The organism is Microvirga arsenatis, from assembly GCF_009910705.1.
Taxonomy (GTDB): domain Bacteria; phylum Pseudomonadota; class Alphaproteobacteria; order Rhizobiales; family Beijerinckiaceae; genus Microvirga; species Microvirga arsenatis.
Genome location: NZ_JAAAXJ010000001.1, coordinates 185,363 through 211,343 on the forward strand (window position 1 = coordinate 185,363; position 25,981 = coordinate 211,343).

25 protein-coding genes are annotated in these 25,981 nt (G+C 66.6%); 13 read left to right on the forward strand and 12 right to left on the reverse strand.

The genetic code is table 11. The annotated features are described in order from the left end of the window. The first annotated feature begins 98 nt into the window (after positions 1-98). The 3 genes from GR303_RS00865 (at position 99) to GR303_RS00875 (ending at position 2,814) form a co-directional block, all read left to right on the forward strand. Positions 99-551, forward strand: a complete 453-nt coding sequence (locus GR303_RS00865; RefSeq protein WP_161721518.1) for a DNA polymerase III subunit chi — start codon at positions 99-101, stop codon at positions 549-551. A gap of 317 nt (positions 552-868) precedes the next feature. Then, on the forward strand, positions 869-2,413 hold the full coding sequence (locus GR303_RS00870; RefSeq protein WP_161721519.1) for a S10 family peptidase: 1,545 nt from the start codon (positions 869-871) through the stop codon (positions 2,411-2,413). A gap of 11 nt (positions 2,414-2,424) precedes the next feature. After that, positions 2,425-2,814: a hypothetical protein gene (locus GR303_RS00875; RefSeq protein WP_161721520.1), complete on the forward strand. Its 390-nt coding sequence runs from the start codon at positions 2,425-2,427 to the stop codon at positions 2,812-2,814. Between the two features lie 25 nt (positions 2,815-2,839). Here GR303_RS00875 and GR303_RS00880 read toward each other — a convergent pair whose 3' ends face one another. Beyond that, a complete protein-coding gene (locus tag GR303_RS00880; protein WP_161721521.1) occupies positions 2,840-3,283 on the reverse strand; it encodes a hypothetical protein in 444 nt (147 codons plus the stop codon). Positions 3,284-3,377: 94 nt separating this feature from the next. After that, on the reverse strand, positions 3,378-5,255 hold the full coding sequence (locus tag GR303_RS00885; RefSeq protein WP_161721522.1) for an ABC-F family ATP-binding cassette domain-containing protein: 1,878 nt from the start codon (positions 5,253-5,255) through the stop codon (positions 3,378-3,380). 121 nt (positions 5,256-5,376) lie between these two features. On the opposite strand from GR303_RS00885, the gene GR303_RS00890 reads away from it, so the two are divergent. Next, positions 5,377-6,063, forward strand: coding sequence for a Crp/Fnr family transcriptional regulator (locus tag GR303_RS00890; protein WP_161721523.1), 687 nt, complete (start codon positions 5,377-5,379; stop codon positions 6,061-6,063). Here the strand turns inward: GR303_RS00890 and GR303_RS00895 are convergent. Next, positions 6,060-6,980, reverse strand: a complete 921-nt coding sequence (locus GR303_RS00895) for a DMT family transporter (protein ID WP_246205303.1) — start codon at positions 6,978-6,980, stop codon at positions 6,060-6,062. The two genes, GR303_RS00890 and GR303_RS00895, sit on opposite strands and share 4 nt — an antisense overlap. Positions 6,981-7,047: 67 nt before the next feature. Continuing rightward, positions 7,048-7,668: a TetR/AcrR family transcriptional regulator gene (locus GR303_RS00900; RefSeq protein WP_161721860.1), complete on the reverse strand. Its 621-nt coding sequence runs from the start codon at positions 7,666-7,668 to the stop codon at positions 7,048-7,050. A 194-nt stretch (positions 7,669-7,862) separates the two neighbouring features. Between GR303_RS00900 and GR303_RS00905 the strand changes: the two genes are divergently transcribed. The 5 genes from GR303_RS00905 to GR303_RS00925 all read left to right on the forward strand — a co-directional run bounded on the left by GR303_RS00905 (position 7,863) and on the right by GR303_RS00925 (position 13,751). After that, the gene (locus GR303_RS00905; protein WP_161721524.1) at positions 7,863-9,053 is read left to right on the forward strand and encodes an HlyD family secretion protein; all 1,191 of its coding nucleotides are present in this window, start codon (positions 7,863-7,865) and stop codon (positions 9,051-9,053) included. Positions 9,054-9,059: 6 nt separating this feature from the next. Next, the gene (locus tag GR303_RS00910; RefSeq protein WP_161721525.1) at positions 9,060-10,652 is read left to right on the forward strand and encodes a DHA2 family efflux MFS transporter permease subunit; all 1,593 of its coding nucleotides are present in this window, start codon (positions 9,060-9,062) and stop codon (positions 10,650-10,652) included. A 221-nt stretch (positions 10,653-10,873) separates the two neighbouring features. After that, positions 10,874-12,043, forward strand: coding sequence for an ABC transporter ATP-binding protein (locus GR303_RS00915; RefSeq protein WP_201751842.1), 1,170 nt, complete (start codon positions 10,874-10,876; stop codon positions 12,041-12,043). A gap of 2 nt (positions 12,044-12,045) precedes the next feature. Then, positions 12,046-12,951: an ABC transporter permease gene (locus GR303_RS00920; RefSeq protein WP_161721526.1), complete on the forward strand. Its 906-nt coding sequence runs from the start codon at positions 12,046-12,048 to the stop codon at positions 12,949-12,951. Then, on the forward strand, positions 12,948-13,751 hold the full coding sequence (locus tag GR303_RS00925) for an ABC transporter permease (protein WP_161721527.1): 804 nt from the start codon (positions 12,948-12,950) through the stop codon (positions 13,749-13,751). The genes GR303_RS00920 and GR303_RS00925 overlap by 4 nt, the downstream gene beginning before the upstream one ends. On the opposite strand, the gene GR303_RS00930 is transcribed toward GR303_RS00925, so the two are convergent. Continuing rightward, on the reverse strand, positions 13,745-15,556 hold the full coding sequence (locus GR303_RS00930; protein ID WP_161721528.1) for an AsmA family protein: 1,812 nt from the start codon (positions 15,554-15,556) through the stop codon (positions 13,745-13,747). The two genes, GR303_RS00925 and GR303_RS00930, sit on opposite strands and share 7 nt — an antisense overlap. A gap of 295 nt (positions 15,557-15,851) precedes the next feature. Between GR303_RS00930 and GR303_RS00935 the strand changes: the two genes are divergently transcribed. Then, the gene (locus GR303_RS00935) at positions 15,852-16,589 is read left to right on the forward strand and encodes a CoA transferase subunit A (protein WP_161721529.1); all 738 of its coding nucleotides are present in this window, start codon (positions 15,852-15,854) and stop codon (positions 16,587-16,589) included. Then, the gene (locus GR303_RS00940) at positions 16,589-17,269 is read left to right on the forward strand and encodes a 3-oxoacid CoA-transferase subunit B (RefSeq protein ID WP_161721530.1); all 681 of its coding nucleotides are present in this window, start codon (positions 16,589-16,591) and stop codon (positions 17,267-17,269) included. The genes GR303_RS00935 and GR303_RS00940 overlap by 1 nt, the downstream gene beginning before the upstream one ends. Positions 17,270-17,315: 46 nt before the next feature. On the opposite strand, the gene GR303_RS00945 is transcribed toward GR303_RS00940, so the two are convergent. From GR303_RS00945 to GR303_RS00960, 4 genes are all read right to left on the reverse strand, one after another. Beyond that, entirely contained in the window at positions 17,316-19,049 is a 1,734-nt protein-coding gene (locus GR303_RS00945) for an ABC transporter permease (RefSeq protein ID WP_246726411.1), read from the reverse strand. A gap of 66 nt (positions 19,050-19,115) precedes the next feature. Beyond that, entirely contained in the window at positions 19,116-20,156 is a 1,041-nt protein-coding gene (locus GR303_RS00950) for a Fe(3+) ABC transporter substrate-binding protein (RefSeq protein ID WP_161721531.1), read from the reverse strand. Positions 20,157-20,306: 150 nt separating this feature from the next. Further along, positions 20,307-20,969: a Crp/Fnr family transcriptional regulator gene (locus GR303_RS00955; RefSeq protein WP_161721532.1), complete on the reverse strand. Its 663-nt coding sequence runs from the start codon at positions 20,967-20,969 to the stop codon at positions 20,307-20,309. A 119-nt stretch (positions 20,970-21,088) separates the two neighbouring features. Next, complete coding sequence (locus tag GR303_RS00960; RefSeq protein ID WP_161721533.1) at positions 21,089-21,313, reverse strand: hypothetical protein; 225 nt, start codon at positions 21,311-21,313, stop codon at positions 21,089-21,091. A gap of 195 nt (positions 21,314-21,508) precedes the next feature. On the opposite strand from GR303_RS00960, the gene GR303_RS00965 reads away from it, so the two are divergent. Then, positions 21,509-22,249, forward strand: a complete 741-nt coding sequence (locus GR303_RS00965) for a pentapeptide repeat-containing protein (RefSeq protein ID WP_161721534.1) — start codon at positions 21,509-21,511, stop codon at positions 22,247-22,249. A gap of 118 nt (positions 22,250-22,367) precedes the next feature. Then, positions 22,368-22,817 carry a sigma factor-like helix-turn-helix DNA-binding protein gene (locus GR303_RS00970; RefSeq protein ID WP_161721535.1) on the forward strand — a complete coding sequence of 150 codons (450 nt, stop codon included), beginning with the start codon at positions 22,368-22,370 and terminating at the stop codon, positions 22,815-22,817. Positions 22,818-23,237: 420 nt separating this feature from the next. Here GR303_RS00970 and GR303_RS00975 read toward each other — a convergent pair whose 3' ends face one another. From GR303_RS00975 to GR303_RS00985, 3 genes are all read right to left on the reverse strand, one after another. Continuing rightward, complete coding sequence (locus GR303_RS00975) at positions 23,238-24,470, reverse strand: phenylacetate--CoA ligase family protein (RefSeq protein WP_161721536.1); 1,233 nt, start codon at positions 24,468-24,470, stop codon at positions 23,238-23,240. A 92-nt stretch (positions 24,471-24,562) separates the two neighbouring features. After that, the gene (locus GR303_RS00980; protein ID WP_161721537.1) at positions 24,563-24,952 is read right to left on the reverse strand and encodes a DUF805 domain-containing protein; all 390 of its coding nucleotides are present in this window, start codon (positions 24,950-24,952) and stop codon (positions 24,563-24,565) included. A gap of 105 nt (positions 24,953-25,057) precedes the next feature. Continuing rightward, entirely contained in the window at positions 25,058-25,891 is an 834-nt protein-coding gene (locus GR303_RS00985; protein ID WP_161721538.1) for an ABC transporter ATP-binding protein, read from the reverse strand. Between the last annotated feature and the right edge of the window lie 90 nt (positions 25,892-25,981).

The window sequence follows — 25,981 nt, forward strand, 5'->3', positions numbered from 1 at the left end:
TGCGCAGCAGAACCCGGGATCGCTTGACGAGAATGGCGCTTGATCCTGACAACGATCCCGGATCTTCGCTTCGCTCCGTCCGGGATGACAGGGGTATTATGACCGAGGTCCTTTTCTACCATCTCCAGCATCAGCCGCTCGAGGCCGTGCTGCCGACGCTCCTGCAGAAGACGCTGGAGCGGGGCTGGCGCGCGGTGGTGCAGGTGACGACCGAGGAGCGCATGTCCGCCCTGGACGATCACCTGTGGACCTTCACCGACGAGAGCTTCCTGCCGCACGGCACGGACCGCGAGGCCCACGCGGCGGACCAGCCGATCCTCATCACGCTCTCGGGCGCCAATCCCAACGGGGCGTCGATCCGCTTCCTGGTGGAAGGCGCCGACCTGCCGGAGGACATCGCCGCCTACCAGCGCCTGGCGATCCTCTTCGACGGCAACGACATCCAGGCCCTCGCCTTGACCCGCGACCAGTGGCGCGCCGTGAAGGAGGGCGGCCACGACGCCACCTATTGGCAGCAGGACGAACGCGGGCGCTGGCAGAGAAAGGCGTGAAGTTCCGACAGTGCAAACCCTGGAGCCCTCATCCTGAGAGACCGGTTCATAAGGCGCGTGAACTCTCCTCCCCCTTGTGGGGAGGAGTGGGAGGTGGGGATGTGAGCGAGTGCCTATCAAGGTCTGGCGCCGGCACCCCCAACCTTGATCCCTCCCCACAAGGGGAAGGGAAACAGGCAGTGCCTCTTTTATGAGCCAGCCTCTCAGGATGAGGGTTGAGGCTGATCTGCAAGATGGGAACACGAAGACTTCATCGCCCAAATCCTTGCCCTAGAGGGCATGACCTCCAGTTTCAGGCAGGCCACAAGGATAGATCGATGATCCGAAGCCTTCGCCTTGCCCTCCATGCTGCCCTTGCCCTCTCCCTTGCGATGCCCTTCGGCGCCGGCGCTCAGGAGCAGCAGCCTCAAGGGCAGCAGCAGGAGCAGCGGCGCCCGCGGCCGGAGGCGAGGGATTCGCAGGCGCTGCCGCCGGAATCGGTGACGCGGCACAGCCTGCAGCTTCCCGGGCGCACCCTGTCCTTCACCGCCACCGCCGGGCACCTGACCCTGACCGACCAGGGGGGCGCCCCCCAGGCGGAGATCGGGTTCGTGGCTTACGCGAAGGACGGCTCCGATCCGGCTTCGCGGCCCGTGACCTTTGTGGTCAACGGCGGGCCGGGGGCCTCCTCGGCCTACCTGCACCTTCTCGCCATCGGGCCCTGGCTGCTGCCCCTCGACGGGCCCGCAATCAGCCCCTCGGCCCCGCCGGCGCTTGTGCCGAACGCGGAGACCTGGCTCGACTTCACGGATCTTGTCTTCATCGACCCGCCGGGGACCGGCTACAGCCGGGTGACCGGCGGCGATCAGGTGCGGGAGCGGTTCTACTCGGTCCAGGGCGACATCGACGGGCTTGCGGCCTTCGTCACGCGCTGGCTGAAGGAGAAGGGCCGGCTCGTGTCCCCGAAATTCTTTGCGGGCGAGAGCTATGGCGGCTTCCGCGGGCCGCTGCTGGCGCAGAAGCTTCAGAGCGACCAGGGGGTGGGCTTCAGCGGGCTCGTGCTCGTCTCGCCCGTCTTCGACTTCGACTGGCTCGACCAGGGCTCGGGCGCTCCCTGGACCAGCGCCGCGATCCTGCCATCCCTGGCCGCGGCCAATCTCTCCCGCCAGGGGCCCGTGTCGCGGGAGGCGCTGAGGGAGGCCGAGGCCTATGCTTCCGGCGAGTACCTCGTCGACCTCATGCGGGGGCTTCAGGACAGGGAGGCGGTCGAGCGGGTGAGCCGCCGGGTGGCGGAACTCAGCGGGCTCAGCCCCGAGGTGTCGCGCCGGCTTGCCGGGCGCATCGACATGAGGGCCGCTCAGAGGGAGCTGCGGCGCGGCTCGTCCGAGATCGTCAGCGCTTACGACACCAACGTCGCCATCGCCGATCCGAACCCGAACGCCCAGGTCTCCCGCTTCGAGGACCCGGTGCTCGACGGCATGACGGCGCCCCTGTCGAGCGCGATCGTCCATCACCTGACCCATACCCTGAACTACAAGGCGGAGGGGCGCTACAGCCTGCTCAACGGCTCCGTCAACGGCGCGTGGCGCTGGGGCGGAGGCCGAAACGGCCCGGAGAACCTCGACGAATTGCGGCAGGCGCTCTCCCTCGACGGCAGGATGCGCGTGCTCGTCAGCCACGGCTTCACCGATCTGGTGACGCCCTATTACGCCTCGCAGCTTCTCCTGAACCAGCTGCCCGAGCTCGGCCCGCAGAAGCGTGTGGCGCTCACGGTTTACGAAGGCGGCCACATGTTCTATTCGCGGCAGGCGTCGCGGCAGGCCTTCAAGGCCGATGCGCAGCGGCTCTTCGAGGAGGCCCTGCAGGCAAGGGCAGGCGAGTAGGGGAATCGACGATGATGGGGGCGAAGGTTCTGGTGAGCGTGGCGCTCGTGGCGCTGGCCGTGTCCGCGTGCAACAGCACGCGCAGCAGCCAGGCCCCCGCCGCAGCCATGCCGATGGCAGCGGCTCCGGCTGCTCCCGCTGCGGCAGGCCCCGTCATCGACGGGCCGCTTCTCGGCCCGGACGGACGCTGCACCGGGACGCCGGCGGGGACGGCCACCGCCATCGAGCCCGGCATTTCCGAATGCGACCTCGTGCGCCTCAAGGGCAAGCCCGCCACCGACGTGCTCGTGGGCGAGAGCGGCAAGGGGCAGCGCGAGGTGCAGGTGCTCTATTCCGAGCCGGGCGGCCGCGAGCTGTACTTCTTCGTCGACAACCGGCTCGACCGGATCGTGAAGCCGTAGGCGCAGTGGCTGCCTCGCGGCCGCGTCAATAGACCTCGAACTCCCGGTAGGTGCGGCGGTAGCCGTCGTCATCCTCGCGGTAGCGCCGGTCATCCCTGCGGTACTCCCGCTCATAGCCGCCGTAATCCTGCCCGTAGGCGCGAGGCGGCCTGCGATAACCGTCGTCGTATCCGCCATAGCCGCGGTCGAAGCCGCGGTCATAGCCGCCGCGGGCCACGAAGGCGCAGCGCTTCACGATGCCGGGCGCCGGGTCGCCGAAGACGCGGTTCGAGCAGGGAACTCCGCCGCCGCGCACGAACATCTCGACGCTGCGGCCGGGCACGCCGTAGATCACGCGGGTCGGATAGGGGACGCGGCAGAACCCATGCTCCCGCGCGCAGGGCACCAGCCCCTGCGCCTGGGCTTCCGGCAGGGTCCCGAGGAAAGCACCGGTGGCGAGCACCGCAGTGGCCAAGATCGCACGAAGCATGGTCGTTCTCCCAGATGAGGGCCTCACTGTACGGACCACAGGATGAATGCCGCCGGAACGCTGCGGTTGCGCGGCATTCAGGTGCCGGCATCCTTCAGGCGCCGGCCTCTTCGATCTCGCCGCTGACCATCAGCCATTCCTCCTCGACCGAGGCCAGGGTCGCGGCCGCCTCGGCGCGCATGCGGGAGAGTTCGGCGGCCTTCGCCGGGTCCTTCTGGAAGGCGGTGCCGTCGGCGAGCGCCGCATCCACCTTGCCGATAACCTCGGTGAGCTTCGCCATCCGGGCCTCGAGCCCCTCCAGCTTCTTCCTGAGGGGCGCGAGGGCCGCGCGCCGTTCGGCGGCGGCGCGGCGCTCGTCCACCTTCGAGCCGGCGGGTGCCTGCGGCCTGTCGGAGCGCTTCCCCGGATCGAGCTCGCCGGAGAGCACGAGCTGGCGGTAATCGTCCATGTCGCCGTCGAAGGGCCTCACGCTGCCGTTGCCGACGATCCAGAGCCGGTCGGCGCAGGCTTCGATCAGGAAGCGGTCGTGGCTGACCAGGATCACGGCGCCGGTGTAGTCGTTGATCGCCTCCATCAGGGCCGTGCGGCTGTCGATGTCGAGGTGGTTGGTCGGCTCGTCGAGGATGAGCAGGTGAGGGCCGTTGAAGGCGGCAAGGCCCATGAGCAGGCGCGCCTTCTCGCCGCCGGAGAGGGCCGAGACCGGCGTGTCGGCCTTGGCGCCCGGAAAGCCGATCTGCGCCGTGCGGGCGCGGATTTTCGCGACCGGCGCGTCGGGCATGCGCTCGGCCACATGGTCGTAGGCGGTCGCCTTCGGGTTCAGCTCGTCGAGCTGATGCTGGGCGAAATAGGCCACGTCCATGCGCGTGGGCGTGCGCATCTCGCCCTTCATGGGCGCGAGCCTGCCGCCGATGAGCTTGCAGAAGGTGGACTTGCCGTTGCCGTTGGAGCCCAAGAGCGCGATGCGGTCGTCCGGCGAGATCGTGAGGTTGAGGCGGTCGAGCACGATGCGCTCGCCATAGCCCACGGCGCCGCCTTCGATGGTGATCAGCGGCGGCGCGGCCGGGCGCTCCGGCCCCGGCAGGTTGAAGGGCAGCACGTCGTCTTCCACGATGGTGGCGATGGGCTCGAGCTTTGCGAGCCGCTTGACGCGCGACTGCGCCTGCCGGGCTTTTGAGGCCTTGGCCTTGAAGCGATCCACGAAGGCCTGCAGGTGCTTGCGCTCGGCCTCCTGCTTGGCCGCCATCTTGGCGGTCAGTTCGCGCCTCTCCGCATATTGCCTGGCGAAGGAGGTGTAGCCGCCGCGATAGATCGTGAGCTTGCCCCTGTCGAGGTGCAGGATGTGGTTGACGCAGGTGTCGAGCAGCTCCCGGTCGTGGCTGATGATCAGCACCGTGTGCGGGTAGCGTCCGAGATAGTCGTAGAGCCAGAGCGTGCCTTCCAGATCGAGGTAGTTGGTCGGCTCGTCGAGGAGCAGCAGGTCGGGCTCGGTGAAGAGCACGGCGGCGAGCGCCACGCGCATGCGCCAGCCGCCGGAGAAGTCCGAACAGGGGCGGTTCTGCGCCTGCGCATCGAAGCCGAGGCCGTGGAGGATGGCAGCCGCGCGGGCGGGGGCCGAATGGGCGCCGATGTCGGTCAGCCGCGTCTCGATCTCGGCGCGGCGCAGGCCGTCGGCGGTTTCCGCCTCGGCGAGCAGGGCGGCGCGCTCCTTGTCGGCGGCGAGCACCACGTCGATGAGCCTCTCCGGCCCGCCCGGCGCCTCCTGGGCCACGGCCCCGACCTTCATGCCGCGGGGCAGGGTGACGGTGCCGCTCTCGGTGGAAAGCTCCCCCTGGATGATCCTGAACAGGGTGGTCTTGCCCGCGCCGTTGCGGCCGACGAGCCCCACCTTGGCGCCTGTCGGCAGGTTGAAGGAGGCGCGGTCGAGGATCAGCCGGTCGCCGATGCGGTAGGTCAGGTCGTTGACGTGGAGCATGCCGCCTTTTGGCGCGAGACGGGGGTGCTGGCAAGCCGTTTGGAGGCAGGGCTGGCGCGCCGTTACCGGCTTCCTAGAATCTATGCTATAGCCAAGGATCGCGTACAGGGGGAGAGGATCGATGGCACGGCTTGCAGGGATCAAGCTGTTCAAGGGGCTGGAGATCGAGCTCGAGCGCTTTGAGGCGCGGGCTAATTGGCGCCGCTTCGATCCCGACGAGGTTCTGGTCGATTTCGACGAGCCCTCCACGGATGTCTACTTTCTCCTGTCCGGCGAGGTGCGGGTGCTCATGCGCACCGCCTCCGGCAAGGAGGTGATCCTCTACGAGATGAAGCCCGGCGACCTGTTCGGGGAGCTCGCCGCCCTCGACGGCGTGCCGCGCTCTGCGAACGTTACGGCACTCACCCGGGGCGAAGCCTGCGTGATGCCGGCTTCCGTGTTCAAGGAATTGCTCTTCTCCCATCAGGCGGTGGCGGAGCGGCTCTTCTGCCTCATGGCCTCGCGCATCCGCGAGCTGAACGCGCGCTTCATGGAGCAGACGGTGCTCGACCTCCGGCACCGGCTCTACTCGGAGCTCCTGCGCCTGTCGACGCCGCGGCAGGACAAGTCGGGCGAGCGGGTGATCACGCCGCCGCCCTTCCATCACATCGTCGCCGCCCGCATCGGCTGCCGCCGGGAGCAGATCACCCGCGAGTTCACCATGCTGACCCAGGAGGGGCTGATCGAGCGCACGAGGGGCGCCCTGATCCTGCGCCAGCCGGACGTGCTGAAGGCCCGCGTCGCCGAAGCCATGAGGACGGACGGCTAGCCTGCTTCCCTCGGCCGGGACAAAGGCCGTCCTTCGGTCATGGCCAGGGCGGTGGCGGAGAGCATCGCCGTCATGCCGAGGGCTTCGGGCCAGCCGAAGGCCTCGTTCGCAAAGGCGACGCCGACGGCGACCGCAACAACGGGGCTGACGAACGAGTAGAGCCCGGCCCGGAAGGCGCCCCAGTCGCGCACCAGCCAGAGATAGATCGAGAATCCGCCGAGCGAACCGCCGAGGACGAGGATGGCGAGGCCGAACGCCGCGCGCGGGTCCGCGAGCCCGGCGAAATAGGCGGGATCGTAGCCCTCCACCAGGAGCGACACGGGAATGAGGCCGAGCGCGCCGATGCTCGTCTCCCAGAAGGCAAGGGAGATCGGGTGCATCGTCTGCATCAGCGGCCGGCTGACCACGGCGCCCCAGGCATAGCTCAGGGTGGCCCCCGCCACGGCGGCGAGGCCGAGAAGGGCTCCCTCCTGCCCGCTGCCGGTGCGGCCTGAAAAGAGCATCACGAGGCCGAGTACGCCGAGCCCGATGGCACCGACCCGGCGCAGGGTGATCCGCTCCTGCCGGTAGAATGCGGCGACGAGGATCACGAAGATCGGCATGAGCGCAAGGTTGACGATGGAGGACAGGCCCGTCGGCGCCCTCGCCACGCCCCAGAAGAGAAGGCTGTAGCAGCCGGTGGTGATGAGAAGGGAGGCCACGATCACCCGGCCGGGCTGGTTCACCTTCAGCGGCAGGCCGCGCGCGAGGATGAAGGCGAGGTAGCAGAGCCCGGCGAGCAGGAACCGCATGGCCGCGAGAAAGATCGGCGGCACGGCCTCGGAGGCGATCTTCATGGGCAGCCAGGTGAGGCCCCAGATCAGGGCCATGAGGGCGAAGGCCGCAATCCTCCTCGTCTCGCTGCCCTGCCGCCGCATTCGCCCACCCTCCCATTGCTCGCGGCTAACCCTAGTGGAGGGCAGGGCGCCGGGAAAGCGGCTCCACCTAGGGCCGTGGAGCCCCAGGGCCGTAGGCCGCGAAGAACACGCGCACCGCATGCTCCACATTGGCCCTGATCTCGTCCGGAGTCGGCGGATCGCCGACGGCAAAGAGTTGGCGGCGCATCAGGCCGGAGACGCAGAGGTCCAGGAAATGCTGGGCCGCCACACTGGTATCCGCGATCGAGAGGCGCCCGGCCTGGACTTGGCGGTCGAAATAGGCGGCGAGGCGGGCGGTGCCCTGGCGCGGGCCGGCTTCATAGAAGGCGCGGCCGAGGGCAGGGAACTTCTCCGCCGCGCCGATCACCATGCGGATCGAGGAGATGTGCTCCGGCGTGCCCATGCGGCTGAGATAGGTATGGCCGAGCTGGGTCAGGACGGAGCGCACGTCCGGATCGTCCGCATCCAGCTTGAAGAGAACCTCGGCGAGCCCCTGCTTCTCCTCGGCCGTCAGGGCCGCGAACAGGCTCTCCTTGCTGTCGAAATAGACATAGAGCGTCCCCTTGGAGACGCCGGCCGCCTTGGCGATCTCGCCCATGCTGGCGCCGTCGAAGCCTCGAGCCAGGAATACCTTGCGGGCACCCTCCAGGATCTGGCGGCGCTTGGCGCTCTCGGTCCCATCCTCCATCGCATCGGGGAGTTCCCGATCCTGAGGGCTGTCATGCGCGGCACTCATAACTGCAATCATTTCCTGTTTCGACTATTGACCGAACGGTTCGGTCAAATCATATATGTTCAGGCCATCAAGGCAGATCAAGGCTGTAACGGCAAGCCTGATCCTTTTGGTCCTTCGGGCTTCGAGCCGGCTTTGCAGAGGTTCACATGGCTTACCGGGAAGAGTTCGATCAGGGGGCAAAGGTCGGTGCCGGGTCCGCCGGGGAAGGGCACCCGGCGTCGATGGTCCAGCCTGAGCAGAGGTCCGATGACACGGCTCCGGCCCGGAAGAAGGCGCGCAGCAAGAAGCCGCTGCTCCTCGCCGTCGTGGCGGCTGCGCTCGGCTTCGGAGCCTACGAAGGCTATGGCTGGTGGACCGATGGGCGTTTCATGGTTTCGACTGAAGACGCCTATGTGCAGGCCGACATCACCATCCTCTCGGCCAAGGTGTCCGGCTACGTCCAGTCGGTTGCGGTCACGAACAACCAGAGCGTCAAGGCGGGCGACCTGATCGCTAAGATCGACGACGGCGACTATCGCCTGGCGCTCCGTTCGGCCCAGGACAAGCTGTCGACGCAGCAGAGCGCCATTGCACGCATCGGCCGCCAGATCGAGGCAGGCCGCGCCTCGGTGGCCCAGGCGCAGGCGCAGATCGCCGCCGCGCAGGCGGATGCCGAGCGCGCCGAGAGCGACTACGCCCGCCAGCAGCAGCTCGCCCGCTCCGATTTCACCAGCCGTGCGGCGCTGGAGAACGCCAAGGCGGCCCGCGACCGCGCCGTAGCCAATGTGCAGAGCGCGCAGGCGGCCCTTTCCGCTGCCAGGGCGAATGTCGACGTTCTCGCCGCCCAGCAGACGGAGGCCCAGCGCGTGGCCGCAGAACTGCAGACGGCTGTCGAAAGGGCCGAGCGCGACCTCTCCTTCACCGAGATCCGCGCGCCGGTCGACGGCGTGATCGGCAACAAGGCCATGGAGGTCGGCACCTTCGTGCAGCCCGGCGCTCGCCTTGCAGCCCTCGTGCCGCTCGCGAGCGTGCGCGTAGATGCCAATTTCAAGGAGACGCAGCTCGCCTCCCTGAAGGTGGGCCAGAAGGTGCATATCGAGGTGGACGCCTTCCCCGATGCCGAGGTCGTCGGCACGGTGGAGAGCGTGTCGCCGGCCTCGGGCGCGGTGTTCAGCCTGCTGCCGCCGGAAAATGCCACCGGCAATTTCACCAAGATCGTTCAGCGCGTTCCCGTGCGCGTCTCGGTCGATCCAGCCGTCGTCCGGCAGGGCATCCTGCGTCCGGGCCTCTCGGTGGTCGTCGACGTGGACACGCGCGTCTCGGCCGAGTCTGAAAAGACGGCGAGCCTCAGGAAGTAAGGAGCCATGGCCGCTTCAGCCGCGATCGCGGGCAAGCCGCAGGGCGCCGTGCCGGCAAGGCCTGCGCCCGTCGGCGCGCGCAGGACCTTCGCATTCTTCTGCATGGTCTTCGGCATGTTCATGGCGATCCTGGACATCCAGATCGTCTCGGCCTCCCTCGCCGAGATCCAGGCCGGCCTGTCCGCCTCCTCGGAGGAGATCTCCTGGGTGCAGACGAGTTACCTGATCGCGGAAGTGATCATGATCCCGCTCTCCGGAACGCTGTCGCGCGTGCTCTCCACGCGCTGGATGTTCGTGATCTCGGCGGGCGGCTTCACCTTCATGAGCTTCCTGTGCGCGACGGCCACCAACATCGAGCAGATGATCGTCTACCGGGCGCTGCAGGGCTTCATCGGCGGCGGCATGATCCCGACCGTCTTCGCCTCGGCCTTCACGGTCTTCCCGCCCGAGAAGCGGCCGGTGATCTCGCCGATCATCGGCCTCGTGGCGACGCTCGCGCCCACCATCGGCCCGACCCTCGGCGGATACCTGACCGACCTGTTCTCCTGGCACTGGCTGTTCCTGGTCAACATCGTGCCCGGCATCCTCGTGACCATCTCCACCTATCTCCTGGTCGATTTCGACGAGCCGGATTTCAGCCTCTTCAAGTCCTTCGACTGGGCGGGACTCGGCTTCATGGCCGCCTTTCTCGGCAGTCTCGAATACGTGCTGGAGGAGGGGCCCCTCAACGAGTGGTTCCAGGACGAGATCGTGCTGATCCTGACGATCGTCTGCGTGGTCGGCGGCCTGGGCTTCTTCTACCGCGCCTTCACCGCGAAGCAGCCCATCGTGGACCTGCGCGCCTTTGCGGACCGAAACTTCCTCGCAGGCTCGTCCTTCAGCTTCGTCATGGGCATCGGCCTCTACGGCCTCACCTACCTGTACCCGGTCTATCTGGGGAGCGTGCGGGGCTATTCGTCCCTGCAGATCGGCGAGACCATGTTCGTGTCGGGTGCGACCATGTTCCTGACGGCGCCGGTCGCAGGCATCCTGTCGCGGAAGATGGATCCGCGGGTCATGATGGGCATCGGCTTCGCCGCCTTCGCCTTCGGCACCTGGATGATGTCCGGCCTCACCAAGGACTGGGATTTCTGGGAACTCTTCGTGCCCCAGATCTTCCGCGGCGTGGGCCTCATGATCTGCATGGTGCCGATCAACAACATCGCTTTGGGCACCCTTCCGCCGGAGCGGATCAAGAACGCCTCGGGGCTCTACAACCTGACCCGCAACCTGGGGGGCGCCGTGGGCCTGGCGCTCATCAACACCATCCTCAACAACCGCCTGGACCTCCATCTCCAGCGGCTGCGGGAGAGCGTCAACTGGGGCCGTTCGACGGCGGTCGAGACGCTCGATGCCATGACCCTGAAGTTCCATGCGCTCGGCACCGATGCGGGAGCGGCCGCGATCAGGACCCTCTCCGACATGGTCCGTCGCGAGGCGACGGTCATGTCCTTCGCCGACGTGTTCCTTCTGCTGACGATCCTGTTCCTGGCGCTGGTTCTCGCCCTTCCGTTCATCGAGAAGCCCCGGGCGGCCCCTGCCGGGGCCGGCGGCCACTGAAGCGCCCTTCGATGATCTCGTGCCCGGCCTCACTTCGGGTTCCCTTTGTGCCGCGGCCTGCGTGAGGATTGCCTGCTGCCCCAGCGGCACGGGCTCGGGCGGCCGGGGTCGATGGAACCGTGCAAAGGACAGGGGAGGAGGACTTTTAAGCTGTTGTTCTTGCAGCCCAAACATCCTAGTTTGCGCGCTGGTTTTTCTCAGACAGGTGAAGTTCAAGCATCTTGCCTCCTCCATCCCGTCAGTCCTCCTCCGTCGGCGCCGTGCGCCGCTCCTTCGCCCCCTGGGCGAATCCCGACGCCAAGCCGCTCATCCGCTTCGAGAACGTCACCAAACGTTTCGGCGAGGCCGTCGCGGTCGATCATCTCTCCCTGGACATCTTCGAAGGCGAGTTCTTCTGCCTGCTGGGCCCCTCCGGCTGCGGCAAGACGACTCTCATGCGCATGCTCGCCGGCTTCGAGGCTCCCACCGAGGGCACGATCACCCTGGGCGATCAGAACCTCGCCGGCGTGCCGCCCTACCGCCGCCCGGTGAACATGATGTTCCAGTCCTATGCGCTCTTCCCGCACATGAGCGTGGAGAAGAACATCGCCTTCGGGCTCAAGCAGGACGGCCTGCCCAAGGACCAGATCGCGGATCGGGTCGGCGAGATGCTGCGCCTCGTCCAGCTCGAGAAGCTCGCCCGCCGCTATCCGAGCCAGCTCTCCGGCGGCCAGCGCCAGCGCGTGGCCCTGGCCCGGGCGCTCGCGAAAAGGCCCAAGGTGCTCCTCCTCGACGAGCCCCTCGGCGCCCTCGACAAGAAGCTGCGCGAGGAAACCCAGTTCGAGCTGATGGACATCCAGCACGATCTGCACATGACCTTCGTGGTCGTCACCCACGACCAGGAGGAGGCGATGACCATGGCCGACCGGATCGCGGTGATGGACCACGGCCGCATCGTGCAGGTCGCCACCCCGGGCGAGATCTACGAACAGCCCAAGACCCGCTTCATCGCCGAGTTCGTCGGCGACGTGAACATCATCGAAGGCCATGTGCAGGGGCAGGAGAACGGCCTCTGGCGGGTGAAGACGCCCTCTGCCGAAGTGCCGCTCACCATCGACGACCCGGACGAGGTGCTGCATTCCGGCCAGGCGGTGGCGATCGCCGTGAGGCCGGAGAAGATGGTGATCCAGCGCGACCCGCCGGGGCCGGACGCCATCAACGTGCTCACCGGCGAGGTGTGGGACATCGGCTATCTCGGCGACTGGACCGTGTACCGCGTGCGGCTCGCCACCGGCGAGATCCTGCGCGTCACCCGCGCCAACGCCTCCCGCTTCGTCGAGAACCCCATCGACTGGGACGAGCAGGTCTACGTTACCTTCGCGCCGGATGCGGCGGTGATCCTGGCGGAATAGCCATGATGGAGCGCTCCTTCACGCGGCGCCTCGCCGCAGGCCTCGTGCCCGCCGTGCCTTATCTCTGGCTCGGCGTGCTCTTCCTCGTGCCGTTCCTGATCGTGCTCAAGATCAGCCTCTCGGATCCGGCGGTCTCGCAGCCGCCCTACAAGCCGGTCTTCGAGTGGGGCGACATGGCCGCCTTCTTCGGCGATCTCGACCTCGAGAACTTTGCGCTGCTCACCGAGGATGACCTCTATTTCAGGGCGACGCTCTCCTCCGTGCGCATCGCGGCAATCTCGACCGCGCTGCTGCTCCTCGTGGGCTTTCCCATCGCCTACGGCATGGCGCGCGCGCCGGAGCGCTACCGGGGGCTCCTCGTCGCGGCGATCATCCTGCCGTTCTGGACCAGCTTTCTGATCCGCATCTATGCGTGGGTGGCGATCCTCAAGCCCGAGGGCCTGCTCAACCAGGCGCTCATGGGCGCGGGCCTCATCGCCGAGCCGCTCGACATCCTGAACACCGAGACGGCGGTCTATATCGGCATCGTCTATGCCTATCTGCCCTTCATGGTGCTGCCGCTCTACGCCACCCTCGAGAAGATGGACGACACGCTGCTCGAGGCGGCGCTCGACCTCGGCTCCACGCCCTGGCGCTCGTTCTGGACCATCACCGTGCCGCTCGCCATGCCCGGCATCATCGCCGGCTCGCTCCTCTGCTTCATCCCGGCAGTCGGCGAGTTCGTGATCCCGGACCTGCTCGGCGGCTCGGAAACGCTGATGATCGGCCGTCAGCTCTGGAGCGAGTTCTTCTCCAACCGCGACTGGCCCCTGGCCTCGGCGGTGGCGATCCTGCTGCTCGTCATCCTTGTGGTGCCCATCGTGATCTATCGCGACGTCGAGGCCCGGCGGGTGGAGGTGCGGCCATGAACCGGCGCCTGAGCGTCTTCAACGTCACCTCGCTCGTGTTCGGCTTCGCCTTCCTCTACCTGCCGATCCTGCTGCTGGTGATCTATTCCTTCAACGCTTCGCGCCTCGTGACGGTGTGGGGCGGCTTCTCGACTCAGTGGTACGGGGCTCTCTTCCGCAACCAGGCGCTCATGGAGGCGGCCTGGGTGACGCTGCGCATCGCGCTCCTGTCCGCGACCCTCGCCACCGTTCTCGGCACGCTGGCAGCCCTTGCGCTCACCCGCTACGGGCGCTTTCCGGGACGCACCCTCTTCACCGGCATGGTCTATGCGCCCATGGTCATGCCCGAGGTCATCACCGGCCTGTCGCTGCTGCTCTTCTTCGTGGCCGTCGACCTCGACCGCGGCTTCTGGACGATCACGCTGGCCCATACCACGCTCACCATGTGCTTCGTGACCGTGGTGGTGCAGTCGCGGCTGATGACCTTCGACCGGTCGCTCGAGGAGGCGGCGATGGATCTCGGCGCGCCGCCGCTGCGCACGTTCTTCTCGGTGACGCTGCCGCTGATTGCGCCCTCCATCGTGGCGGGCTTCCTGCTCGCCTTCACCCTGTCCATGGACGACCTGGTGATCGCGAGCTTCAATGCCGGTCCGGGAGCGACGACCCTGCCGATCCGGATCTACAGCGCGGTGCGGCTCGGGCTGTCGCCGGAGGTCAATGCGGCTTCGACCATCCTGATCGGGATCGTGACCCTCGGCGTGATCTCGGCGACGCTGCTGAGCAAGCGCTCGGTCCTGCGCTCACGTCGAAACGCTCATTGAGCCGTGGCCTGGGGGCGCTGCTCGTTCGCGGGCACCCGCTGCGGCGGGAAAAGGGGCTTGGCGGCGCCCGACCGCTCGATCAGGGACCGCACCTGGGGCGCGACCGCCACGTTGTCCCAGTCGCCCGTGACGTCGAACACGAGGGCGGGGGACTGGCTCGCCGGCGCGCTGGCCTGCGAAACGTTCGCGGTGACACGAAGCTCCCGCTCGATCAGCAGGATCTGGCCGCGGAGCACCGCCTGCACGGCGGGTCCCTGGAGCTGACCCTCGACGATCTCGCCGATTCCGTTCTTCACGGCGATCTGGGCCTCGGCCCTGTCGAACGGGGTGCGGCCGCCCTTCCAGTTGAGGGAGGCCAGGAGCGGCTTCTGCTCGACCCGGCGCAGGGCGTCCTGAAGGGTGATGCCGACGAGCTCGCCGTCCTTCAGTTCGATGGAGGAGCGCCCCTCCGCCTGGCGGATCACATCCGCCGGGTTCCGCCCGAGGCCTTCGAAGCTGAACTGGCCCTGGGCCCGCCCCGTGATCCAGCGCGGCTCGCCCATGGCGGCCAGGAAGGGGGCGATCTTCACGCCCGAGAAGGTGCCCTGGCTCCTGAAATCGACAAGGCCGTTCTGGGCTGCAAGGGAGAGACGGCCCTTCAGGGTGCCGTCATAGAACGCCGCCCGCCCGATGGAGGCCTCGATCCGGCCCGGCTGCACGAGAACGCTGGCCGCCATGTCGTCGAGGCTCAGGCGGCCGAGGTTGGCCGTGGCGGCCGACAGGCGCAGATCGAGATCGGCGCCCGTGGTGCGGGTGAGGTCGATGGCTTCCTCGCTCCAGGAGCCGTTGGAGGTCTGGGCTTGGGCGAAGGGAGCGAACAGATCGGAGAGGTTGAGCGAATCCGCAGCGAGCGTACCCGTGACAACGGGGCGTTCCGTATCGAAGCGCACGCCCAAGGTGCCTTCGAGCTTGTCCGCTCCGAGGGTGAAGGCGACGGCGGGCCAGGACAGGCGCCGGCGGTCCATGGAGAAGTCGCCGCTGATCGATACCGAGTGGAGTAGAGGCCCGAAGGGCAGCTCGACGCCGCTCCAGCGGGTGAAGTCGCGAACGGACGTCGCCTCGATGCTGCTCTCGCCCGTCAGCCGCGGCGTGTCGCCGAGCTGCGCTTCCCCCTCGGCCGCGAGGCGGGCGGAGCGGGAGGACAGGGAAAGGGAGAAGGGGCTGATCTTGTTCGAGGCGAGAAGGTCCGGGAACACCGAAGCCCGCTCGAGGGTGACCAACTCGTCGCGCCAGAGGGCCGATCCCACCACCATCAGGGGCTCGGACGGGTCCGTCCAGCGGATGACGGCGTCGATTCTGTCCAGATCGGCGTTCTTGAGGTCCGTCCAGCGCAGGGCGGACTTGCTGACGATGAGCCGGCGGGCGTGGGGCTCGGCGGCCCGATCCCTGAAGAGGCCTGCCCAGTCGATCGCCCGGAGCTTCTCGATGGAGGCCGTGATGCGCGTCTGGGTCAGGTCGAAATCGGAGAGCTCGATACGGCCGAAGAGCAGGGGCAGGAGGCGAAGCTCGCCCCTCAGGGTGCCGCCCTCGGCTCTGAGCGCGTCACCCGGGGCCTGGAGCGTCACGTTCTCGAACTTGACGCGGGGGATGGGCAGGACCGCGAAGGTGCTCCGCCCCCTGACCTCCAGGTCGAGCCCGTACCGGTCCCTCACATGCTCCCTGAGCTCCGCCGACAGGCCGCCCCCGGGCAGCGTCCAGGGGGATGCGGCCGTCCCGAGAACGGCAAGCGATATCAGCGCGATGAGAAAGACGACGCGGCGGGACATGAGATGAATGTTGTAAACCTTGGGGCCTGCTCTGCAAGCAATGGAAGGCGGTATTCGCAGGCAAGACCGAAATCACGACTCGTTTCCATATATCCATACGAAGGGATTGTCTAAATTGAGGCCAGGTTGCAGGGTGGCCGCCATTCGGGCCGGATCGCCCCGCGGATCCATCCGCGGGCGACCCGTCCGGCTTTCTCGGGCGCAGCGTCGGGCAAGCGAACCGGGTCCGCGCCTCCCGAAGGCGCCTCGGAACGCTTCGAACGGGCATGAACGCTGCCCATAAGGAGGGGATTTGATGGACAAGGTTTACAGCGATGCGCGATCGGCGCTGGCTGGGTTGGTGAAGGATGGCATGACCATCATGGCGGGAGGCTTCGGCCTCTGCGGCATTCCGGAGACGCTGATCGAGGCGATCCGTGATTCGGGGGCGAAGGACCTGACCTTCATCTCGAACAATGCGGGCGTGGACGGCATCGGTCTCGGCCGCCTGCTGGAGACCCAGCAGATCCGCAAGATGATCTCGTCGTATGTGGGAGAGAACAAGCTCTTCGCGCAGCAGTATCTCTCCGGGGAGCTGGAGCTGGAATTCAATCCTCAGGGCACTCTCGCCGAGCGCATCCGCGCCGGCGGCGCCGGCATCCCGGCCTTCTACACCAAGACCGGGGTCGGCACCCTCATCGCCGAGGGCAAGGAGGTGCGCGAGTTCAACGGCGAGAAATACGTCATGGAGACGGGTCTCTTCGCCGACATCTCCATCGTCCATGCCTGGAAGGGCGACACGGAAGGCAATCTCGTCTACCGGAAGACCGCCCGCAACTTCAATCCGATGATGGCCACCGCCTCGCGGCTCACCATCGCCGAGGTCGAGCACCTGGTGCCGGCCGGCGAGATCGATCCGGATTGCATCCACACGCCGGGCATCTTCGTGAAGCGCATCGTCCATGTGCCGAACCCGGTCAAACACATCGAGCAACGCACAACCCGCAAGCGCGCCGAGGCTGCGGCGCCTGCCGGAGCAGGGGAGGAAGTCTGATGGCCTGGACCCGTGAGCAGATGGCCGCCCGCGCCGCCAAGGAGCTGCGCGACGGCTACTATGTGAACCTCGGCATCGGCATCCCGACGCTGGTCTCCAATTTCATCCCGAAGGGCATGCGCGTGCAGCTCCAGTCGGAGAACGGCATGCTGGGCATGGGCCCCTTCCCCTTCGAGGGCGAGGAGGATGCGGACCTCATCAATGCCGGCAAGCAGACGATCACGGAGCTGCCGACCACGAGCTATTTCTCCTCCGCCGATTCCTTCGCGATGATCCGCGGCGGCCATATCGACCTGTCGATCCTGGGCGCCATGCAGGTGGCCGAGAACGGCGACCTCGCCAACTGGATGATCCCGGGCAAGATGGTGAAGGGCATGGGCGGCGCCATGGACCTCGTGGCGGGCGTCAAGCGCGTCGTCGTGGTCATGGAGCACGTGGCCAAGGCCAAGGACGGTTCCGTGGAGCCGAAGCTGCTCAAGAGTTGCACTCTGCCGCTCACCGGAGCGGGCGTGGTCGACATGGTGATCACCGATCTCGGCGTCTTCACCATCGACAAGAAGGGCGGCTCCGGCATGACCCTGATCGAGCTCGCCGAAGGGGTGACGGTGGATGAAATCAAGCAAAAGACGGAAGCCGAGTTCAAGGTAGCCTTGAACGGGGGTCGGTCCAACGCGGCGTAGGTCAAAGCGCAGATGAAGGGAGAGCGGCCCGGGAGGGCCGCTTTTCTTATGGGCTGGAGCTGCCCGACGAAGCTTCCGCCTCGGCTCTCTTCGGATGGGCCTCGGCGCTGCGGACGAGCTGGATGACAGGGATCAGGCCCACCAGCACGATGACGAGGGCGGCGAGCGAGCCGTCCTCGAACCGGCCGCGAGAGGCATAGGTGTAGACGAGGGTCGAAAGCGTCTCGGTGTTGAGGGGCCGGAGCAACAGGGTTGCCGGCAGCTCCTTGATGCAGTCCACGAAGATCAGCAGGGCGGCGCTCGCCAGGGCCGGACGCATGAGCGGGATCTGGATCGTCCAGACCATCTCCCGCCGCGAGGCGCCGAGCGTGCGCGCCGCATCCTCGAGGCTCGGCGAAACCCGGTCGAGGCCCGCCGACAGCGAGCCGGTCGCGATCGACAGGAAGCGGATCACGTAGGCGATGACGATGCCGCCTGCAGCTCCCATGAGAAGGAGGCCGAGGCGCTCGCCGGTCAAGGTGCGCCAGATCATGCCGATGAGATTGTCGAAGCCGACGAGCGGCGTCATGAGGCCCAAGGCGAGCACCGTCCCGGGAAGGGCGTAGCCGAGGCCTGCCGCGAAGAGCGCTCCCTTCGTCAGGGGGGTCTTGGACAGCCGGGCGGCCGAGACCATCATGACGGCCACGACCAGCGTTGCCGCCGTCGCAACGAGCGACAGGCCGATGGTCGTCAGGAAATGAGCCAGGAAATCCGCATCCAGCTGCGTGAACAGGCTGCCGCGCAGGGTCTCGCGCAGCAGGAATCCCGTCGGCAGGATGAAGCCCAGCACGGCCGGCACCGCGCAGAGCACGGCAGCGAGCCAGGCGCGGCCGCCGACGAGCGGAACGGGATGCACCGTGCGATGACGCTTGGGCGAAGGGGCGTAGCGCCGGTCCCGCCGGCCGTAGCGCTCGATCAGGATCAGGCCGACCACGAAGGCGAGCATGACGCAGGCGATCTGGGCCGCGCCCGCCAGGCTGCCGCGGTTGAGCCAGGTATTGTACACGGACACCGTCAGCGTGCGCACGCCAAGGTACTCGCTCGCGCCGATGTCGTTGAGCGCCTCGAGCAGGGCGAGCGAGACGCCGACGGCAAGAGCGGGCCGGGCGAGGGGGAGCGCGATGATGCGGAAGAGCTTGATCCTGCTCGCGCCCAGGGTGCGCGCCACCTCCAGCATGCTGGCGCTCTGCGTCAGGAACATCGCCCGCGCCGCAATGTAGATGTAGGGATAGAGCACCACGGACATCACGAGGATGCAGCCGGGCAGGGACCTGATTTCGGGAAACCAGTAATCCGCTCGCGACCTCCAGCCCATGAACTCGCGCAGGGCCATCTGCACGAGGCCGGCGGAGTCGAACATTTCCACGTAGATGTAGGCGGTGATGTAGGTGGGCACCGCGAGCGGCAGCGGCAGGAGCCAGACCAGCATGCCGCGGCCCGGGAACCGGTGCGCGGTGACGAGCCAGGCGGTGGTGATGCCCATGGAGCCTGCAACGACGGCAACGCCCGCCAGGAGGGCGAGCGTGTCGACGATGCTGGACGGCAGCACATTGGCGAGGAGGTGCGGCCAGATTTCCGCATCGCCCTCGGCCGCGATGCCGATCAGGGAGGCGAGCGGCAGGAGAACGAGCATGCCGACAGCCGCCACGGCGGCCGAGAGCCACCACGGGATGCGCTTTGCCTTTCGCCGGGGCGAGGAGCGGAATGCGGTCGGGGCTTGGACGATCACGGTTGAACGCAAACGGCGCCGCCGTTGCCGGCAGCGCCTCTCTGAAGTGGAAGTGGGCGGCTGATGCCGCTCACCGTCTTATTGATCGAAGCCGACCTTGTCGACCAGCTCGCTGGCCTTCTTGCGGAGCTTCGCGATCTCGGCGATCGGCACGTTGTCGGCCTTGAGCTCGCCGAAGGAGGCGATGGTCGGGTGGATCTTGATGCCGGCCTTGATCGGGTATTCCGAGTTGAGCTCGGCATGGATCTGCTGCGACGCGTCGGAGACCATGTACTCCATGAACTTCACGGCATTGGCCTTGTTCGGAGCGTTCTTCGCCAGCGCCAGGCCGGAGACGTTCACGTGGGTGCCGCCGCCCTCGAAGGTGGGGAGGATCACGTTGATCGCCTGGCCCCACTTCTTCTGCTCCTCGTCCTTGCCGTTGAGCATGAGCGAGACGTAGTAGGTGTTGCCGACGGCGATGTCGCAGACGCCGGCCAGAATGTCCTTGGCCTGCTCGCGGTCGCCGCCCGAGGGCTTCCTGGCGAGGTTGGCCTTCACACCCTTCAGCCATTCCTCGGCCTTGGCCTCGCCCTTGTGGGCGATCATCGCGGCGATGAGGCTGACATTGTAGAGGTGCTGGCCGGAGCGGATGCAGACCTTGCCCTTCCACTTGGGATCGGCGAGCTCCTCATAGGAGATCTTGTCCTGCTTCACGCGCTCCTTGGAGGCGTAGACGACGCGGCCGCGCAGGGCGATGCCGAACCAGTGGCCTTCCGGATCGCGGTAGGCGGCAGGAATGACCTTCTCGAGGGCGTCCGACTTCACGGGCTGCGTCACGCCGTAATCCTTGGCGGCCTGGAGGCGGCCGATATCGACCGTGATGATCACGTCGGCCGGGCTGTTCGCGCCCTCGGTGCGGATGCGCTCCTCGAGGCCGTTGTTGATGAATATCGTGTTGACCTTGATGCCGGTCTCTTTCGTGAACTCGTCGAGGACGGGCTTGATCAGGCCGGGCTCACGGGTGGTGTAGATGTTCAGCACTTCCTCGGCCGAAGCCGGAAGGCCCGTCCCCGCCAGGGTGCCCAGGGCAGCCGCACCGAAAAGCAGGCCGCGCGCAAACGAGATGTTCGCCATCATAGGTTCCTTCGAAAAAAATCGATCCAGGTCGGCGTAGCGCCGTGACCCGTTGATGCCGCAGGAACCATGATCGATCTTTGCGGTCAATCAAAAAACAAATCAAATCAATAACTTATAGAAATTCTAAACTGCGGCCTCCTTGTAGGAATTCTAAGCTGAGGCCGCTTTCTGCACCGTCTCGACCTGGGGCAGCGCGGCGCGCAGGCGGGCGATCTCCTCCTCCATTCTCTGCATGTTGTGGAACAGCCGCTCACTGGACAGGCGCAGGAAGTAGAAGCCGAATTGCGGGTTCTGGAAGTAGAGCTGGCGCACCTCGTCATAGGAGATGCTGAGCACCTCGCCCCCCTCGATGCATTCGAGAGTCTGTGTGCGGGTGTTGTCGGGCGAGAGGAAGCCCATTTCGCCGACGACCTGCCCCTGGACCAGCTCGATGCCGATCTCCTTGAGGCGATAGCGCCCCGAGAGCGTGTAGAACATGCAGGTGGCGACATCGCCCTTGGCGAAGAGCACCTCGCCAGCCTTCGTCTTGCGGCGGGTCATGAAGGGCTTGAGCCAGTCCATGGACAGGTCGCTCTTCGAGGCCTTCTTGACCCGCTTGATCAGGCCCAGCATTTGGTAGAGCCGCACGCTGTTGAGCGGCAGCAGAATCAGGTTCACCACCAGGCTCGGATAGTTGTGCGTGAACGACGAGAAGATCAGCGAGCAGATGTTCGCTGCAATCCCGATGCAGCGCAGCGGGATGATGGTCTTCATCGCGCTGCCCGTGATGGCAAGGGCTGCTCCGAGCCAGCCGATTGCCTCAACCCATGTCATGGAAGTCCATCCCGCTGTTGTTGGTTTGCCGCAGGGTCATATACCACCGGCACAGGAAGCGGCGCCAGCTACGCATTGGCGCATGATGGGATGCTCTTTCGAGGGGTGTCCGGCCCAGCTCAGGGGCGGGGAGCGGCGCCCTGGCCCGGAACGCTGAGCCCCCGGCGCTGTGCGGGGCCGGCGGCCCCTTGGCTCGTCCCGCGCGGCCCTGTTTCCCGGGCGATGGACGGGGGAGGCGGGACGGGATCGCGCGGCAGAACGCCGACGGGGGTCGTCGATGCGACGCAGCCGCTCAAGGCGGACCCGGCCAGCAGGGCGGCGGGAAGGGCGACAAGGAAGCGCATGTCTTGCTCCATGGGAATCGCGGCTGAAGCTAGACCATACGTTGGGGAAGTCGAGTCGGGGAAATCCACACAAAATCGCGCCGCTGGGCCTCCTCCCAGGGACCGGACCGCCTAATTCATCCTGCATGGCTTCGAAGAAGGCTTGATGAGGAGCGTTTTCGCGTGCGGATGCGTCGACCCGAGCTTCGGACAAGGATGGGCCCGCAGGTTTCCGGAGTTCTGCTGACGGCCTTCCTCTGGGCCGGGCCTGCTGCCGCCAAGTGCCAGGATGCGCCCGGACCGGGCGTCGACTGGTCGGGCTGTTCGAAGGCACGCCTGGTGCTGGCGGGCGAGGACCTGACGGGCACGATCTTCACGCGCTCGCTCCTCACCCTGAGCGACTTCGCATCTTCGAAAATGGCCGGCGCGAACCTGAGCGAGACGGAGATCAGCCGCACCCGGTTCGAGGGGGCCGATCTGTCGCGGGCGAATTTTACCAAGGCCCTCGGCTGGCGCGCCAATTTCGGCCAGGCCAATCTCACCGATGCGGTGTTCGTCTCGTCCGACATGAACCGGTCGAACTTTGCCGGAGCGAAGGCAGCGGGGGCGAACTTCAACAAGGCCGAGCTGAACCGGTCGGATTTCAGCGGTGCGGACCTCACCGGCGCCAACCTGTCGAAGGCCGAGCTGGCCCGGGTGCTCTTCCAGAGCGCAAAGGCCGCAAAGGTCGATTTCAGCTACGCGAACCTGTCGCGCTCCCGCCTCGACGGGCTCAATCTGCAGGGCGTCAACCTGACCGGCGCCTATCTCTTCCTGACCCAGATTGGTGGTGCCGACCTGAGCGGGGCCACGGGCCTCACCCAAGCCCAGGTCGATGTCGCCTGCGGCACCCCCGAGACCAAGCTGCCGCCGGGTCTGGTCGCGCCGAAATCCTGGCCCTGCAAGGAGGAGGAGTGATGCGCCCGAGCCTCTGTCGAAACCAAGATTCAGCGTGGCCGTTGATAGGGAGGGGCGGAGCCGCAGCAGGGGCTCTGCTATCCGGCCGGGGCTGTTTTCGTAAAGGAGTGCGCTCAGCTTGACCACGCTCAAGGAATTCGAGGAAGCGCTGCGGGAGCAGGGGATGCACATGGCCCTCGCCATCCTGCAGAAACTTCGCGAGCGCGATCGCAGCAAGCGCTCGATCGCTCCCGCCCGCCGGATTGCCGGGCGCAAGATGACCCCGGATCTGGCCCGGCGCATCCTGGAACTCCACGCCACCACGGAGATGACCCAGCAGGAGATCGCCTTCGAACTGGGCGTCAATCAGGGGCGGGTCAACGAGGTCATCAAGCGTGGCAAGTGGCTCGACGACAACCCCGCGGCGCCCGAAGCCGTGGCGCGGGACAAGGCGAAGGCCCGCATGGGCGAGACGCGGCTTCGGAAGCGGGCGATGAGCAGGGAGGCTGGGGGCGCGGTGTCCGACAAGAGGCGCCCGGCGGCCGCGAAGCCGGGCAACCCGGCCCAGCTGATGCTCGGCGATCTCTAGCGGCTTGGGTCATCGGGTGCAGCCCCTTGGGCTGGCAGCCAGGTCACAAGAAAGGCCGCGACCGTCCCTCGAGAGGATCTGTGGTCGCGGCCCCCGGCCCGTGATTGCCCCCACGGGAAGCTCTGCCTTAGACTCAGAAAACGTGACCTGAATGAGGCGCTGGTGAGACCTGAAAATTTTTTAAGATTTTTTCGGAACCAACTCGGAGCACTGACGTTAATAGGCATCTCCGGTCATTTTTGCCCCTACGGCCGGACACCTTAGAGCACCCTTTTGGGTGCTCTTTCTTTTTCTGCTGTTGGAAAACCCGGGTGCTTCGAATCACCCACAAGCTTGAGATTATGGGCTGCGAGTCAGCGGTTCAAGCTTGGCCTTTTATGCGTTCTCGCAAAGCCCGATTGCCGCAGTGAAAGGTCGATCTCAGTCGTACTTCCGCTCGTCCGCAATGACCTTGCCGTCATTGGGGATGGTGCCCGGGGGGACGAGGGCCACGGCACCCTTCAGCTTCGCGACGCCCTGCAGCGTTGCCGCAACGGCAGCCGCAAGGTCGTCGCTCGGCGCCGCGGTTTCCGCGTTCAGGGTCATGACGTCGGTTTCGCCCTCGCGGGTCACCACGAGGCGCAGGCGGCTCAGTTCCGGGTGGCGGCGGCCGATCTCCGCCACCTGCTCGGGGCGCACGAACATGCCCTTGACCTTGGTCGCCTGATCCGCCCGTCCCATCCAGCCCCTGATGCGCATGTTGGTGCGTCCGCAGGGGCTCCGGCCCGGCAGCACGGCGGTGAGATCGCCCAGCGCCAGGCGAATGATGGGATGGTGCGGATCGAGGGTCGTCACCACGATCTCCCCGACTTCGCCCTCCGGCACCGGGTCTCCCGTGCCGGGCCGCACGATCTCGACGATGATGTCCTCGTTGACGACGAGGCCTTCGCGGGCGGATGTCTCGTAGGCGACGAAGCCAAGATCCGCCGTGGCATAGGCCTGATAGGCTTCGATCCCCTTCGCGGAGAACTCCTCCTGCAAGGATTTCGGGAAGGCCGCGCCGGAGACGAGCGCCCGCCTGATCGATGAGACGTCCCGTCCCGCGGCCGCCGCGCCGTCGAGCAGGATCTTGAGGAAGTCGGGCGTGCCGCAATAGGCCGCCGGGCGGTAGGCTTCGATCAGCTCGAATTGCTGCTCCGTGTTGCCGGGGCCGGCCGGAATGACGGCGCAGCCCAAGGCCCTCGCTCCGGAATCCAGGATGAAGCCGCCCGGCGTCAGATGATAACTGAAGGTGTTGAGCACCACATCGCCCTTCCGGAATCCGGCGGCGAAGAGCCCGCGTGCCGAACGCCAGGGGTTGGAGGTGGCGGATTCCGGCTCGAAGATCGGTCCCGGCGAGGTGAAGAGACGGCCGAACGAGCCGGGCGCCTCGGCCACAAAGCCGCCGAAGGGGAGGGCAGCCTTCTGCAGGATCGGCAGTTCGGCCTTACGCAGCAAGGGTAAGGTTGCCAGAGCCTCGCGGCTCGTGACAGCGGCAGGGTCGATCCCCCTCAGCCGCTCGGCATAGGCTGGCGAACGGATGGCCTGCCTCAGAATCTCAGGCAGCTGGGCGAAGAGCGAAGTCTCACGCTCGGCGGGATCACGGGTTTCGAGAGCGTCGTAGTGATCAGCCAAGGGCGTGTCTCCCATTCAACAGAAAGCTGTTTCGGAGAGGTCGTCGGAGCTGCCCGATGACCTCTCCGTAGCGTGCCGGCGCAGGCCGAGCGTTAAGCACGGGCCATATGCGCGTTTGCGATGGACGCCTGCAGGGGGTCCGGCCCGAACTGGTTCGGCCCTACGGTGCCGCGCTGGCAGAAGAACACGATCAGCACGATGGCGCCGACCACCGGAATGAAGCCGAGAAGCAGCCACCAGCCTGACTTGTCCGTATCGTGCAGGCGGCGCACGCCCGCAGCAATGCTTGGAACCAAGAGAGCCAGCGTGGCGATCAGGTAGAGGACCGGGATGTCGCCGAAGATTGCGGAGTCCAGAACGCTGGCGACGATGTTCGCGAGCACCATGAACAGGAAGAAGTACCAGTACTCCGAACGCTGGGCGCGTCCCGAGAAGGCGGCGTACTTGTTGAGACAGGTTTTGACTGCTTGTGCGAAATCCATTGAATGCCCCCAGCAAGGTATCGCGTGAGCAACTCATCGCTCACGAGACCGGACCGTAAGAAAAGCTATGACGTAACGTCAAGTGCGGTTTGGCACATCCCCATATCAAGCCAGCCAGCGCTTGCGCCGCTTGTAGCTCTTCACGGCGCGGAACGACTTGCGGTCGCCCTCCGACACGCCGAGGTAAAACTCCTTCACGTCCTCGTTCTCGCGCAGCATCTGCGCCGGGCCGTCCATGACGACGCGTCCGGTCTCGAGGATGTAGCCGTAGGTGGCGTATTTCAGCGCCATGTTGGTGTTCTGCTCCGCGAGGAGGAATGAGACGCCCTCCGTTGCGTTGAGCTTGCGCACGATCTCGAAGATCTCCTCCACGATCTGCGGCGCAAGGCCCATGGACGGCTCGTCCAGCAGGATCATGGAGGGGCGGGACATCATCGCCCGGCCGATGGCGCACATCTGCTGCTCGCCGCCGGAGGTGTAGCCCGCCATGGAGGTCCGCCGCTGCTTGAGGCGGGGGAAGTATTCGTAGATCGCCTCCAGGTCGCGCCGGATGGCGGCATTGCCGTCGCGCCGGGTGAAGGCGCCGGTGAGCAGGTTCTCCTCGATGGTGAGATGGCCGAAGCAGTGCCGGCCCTCCAGAACCTGAATGCAGCCGCGGCGCACGAGCTCGTTCGGGGAGAGCTTGTCGACGCGCTCGCCGTTGAACTCGATGGAGCCCTTGGTCACCTCGCCGCGCTCGGCGCGCAGCAGGTTGGAGATGGCTTTGAGGGTGGTGGTCTTGCCCGCGCCGTTGGCCCCGAGCAGCGCCACGATGCCGCCCTTCGGCACGGTGAGCGAGACGCCTTTCAGGACGAGGATCACGTGGTCGTAGACGACCTCGATGTTGTTGACCGTGAGGACGGTTTCGACGGCTGAAACAGGTTGTGCGGCGGCGGTCATTTCAATCTCCAGGCCCTCTCCCCTTTGCGGGAGAGGGTGCCCTGCGAAGCAGGGTGGGAGAGGGGCTGTGCTTGTGATTAACTGCCCCTC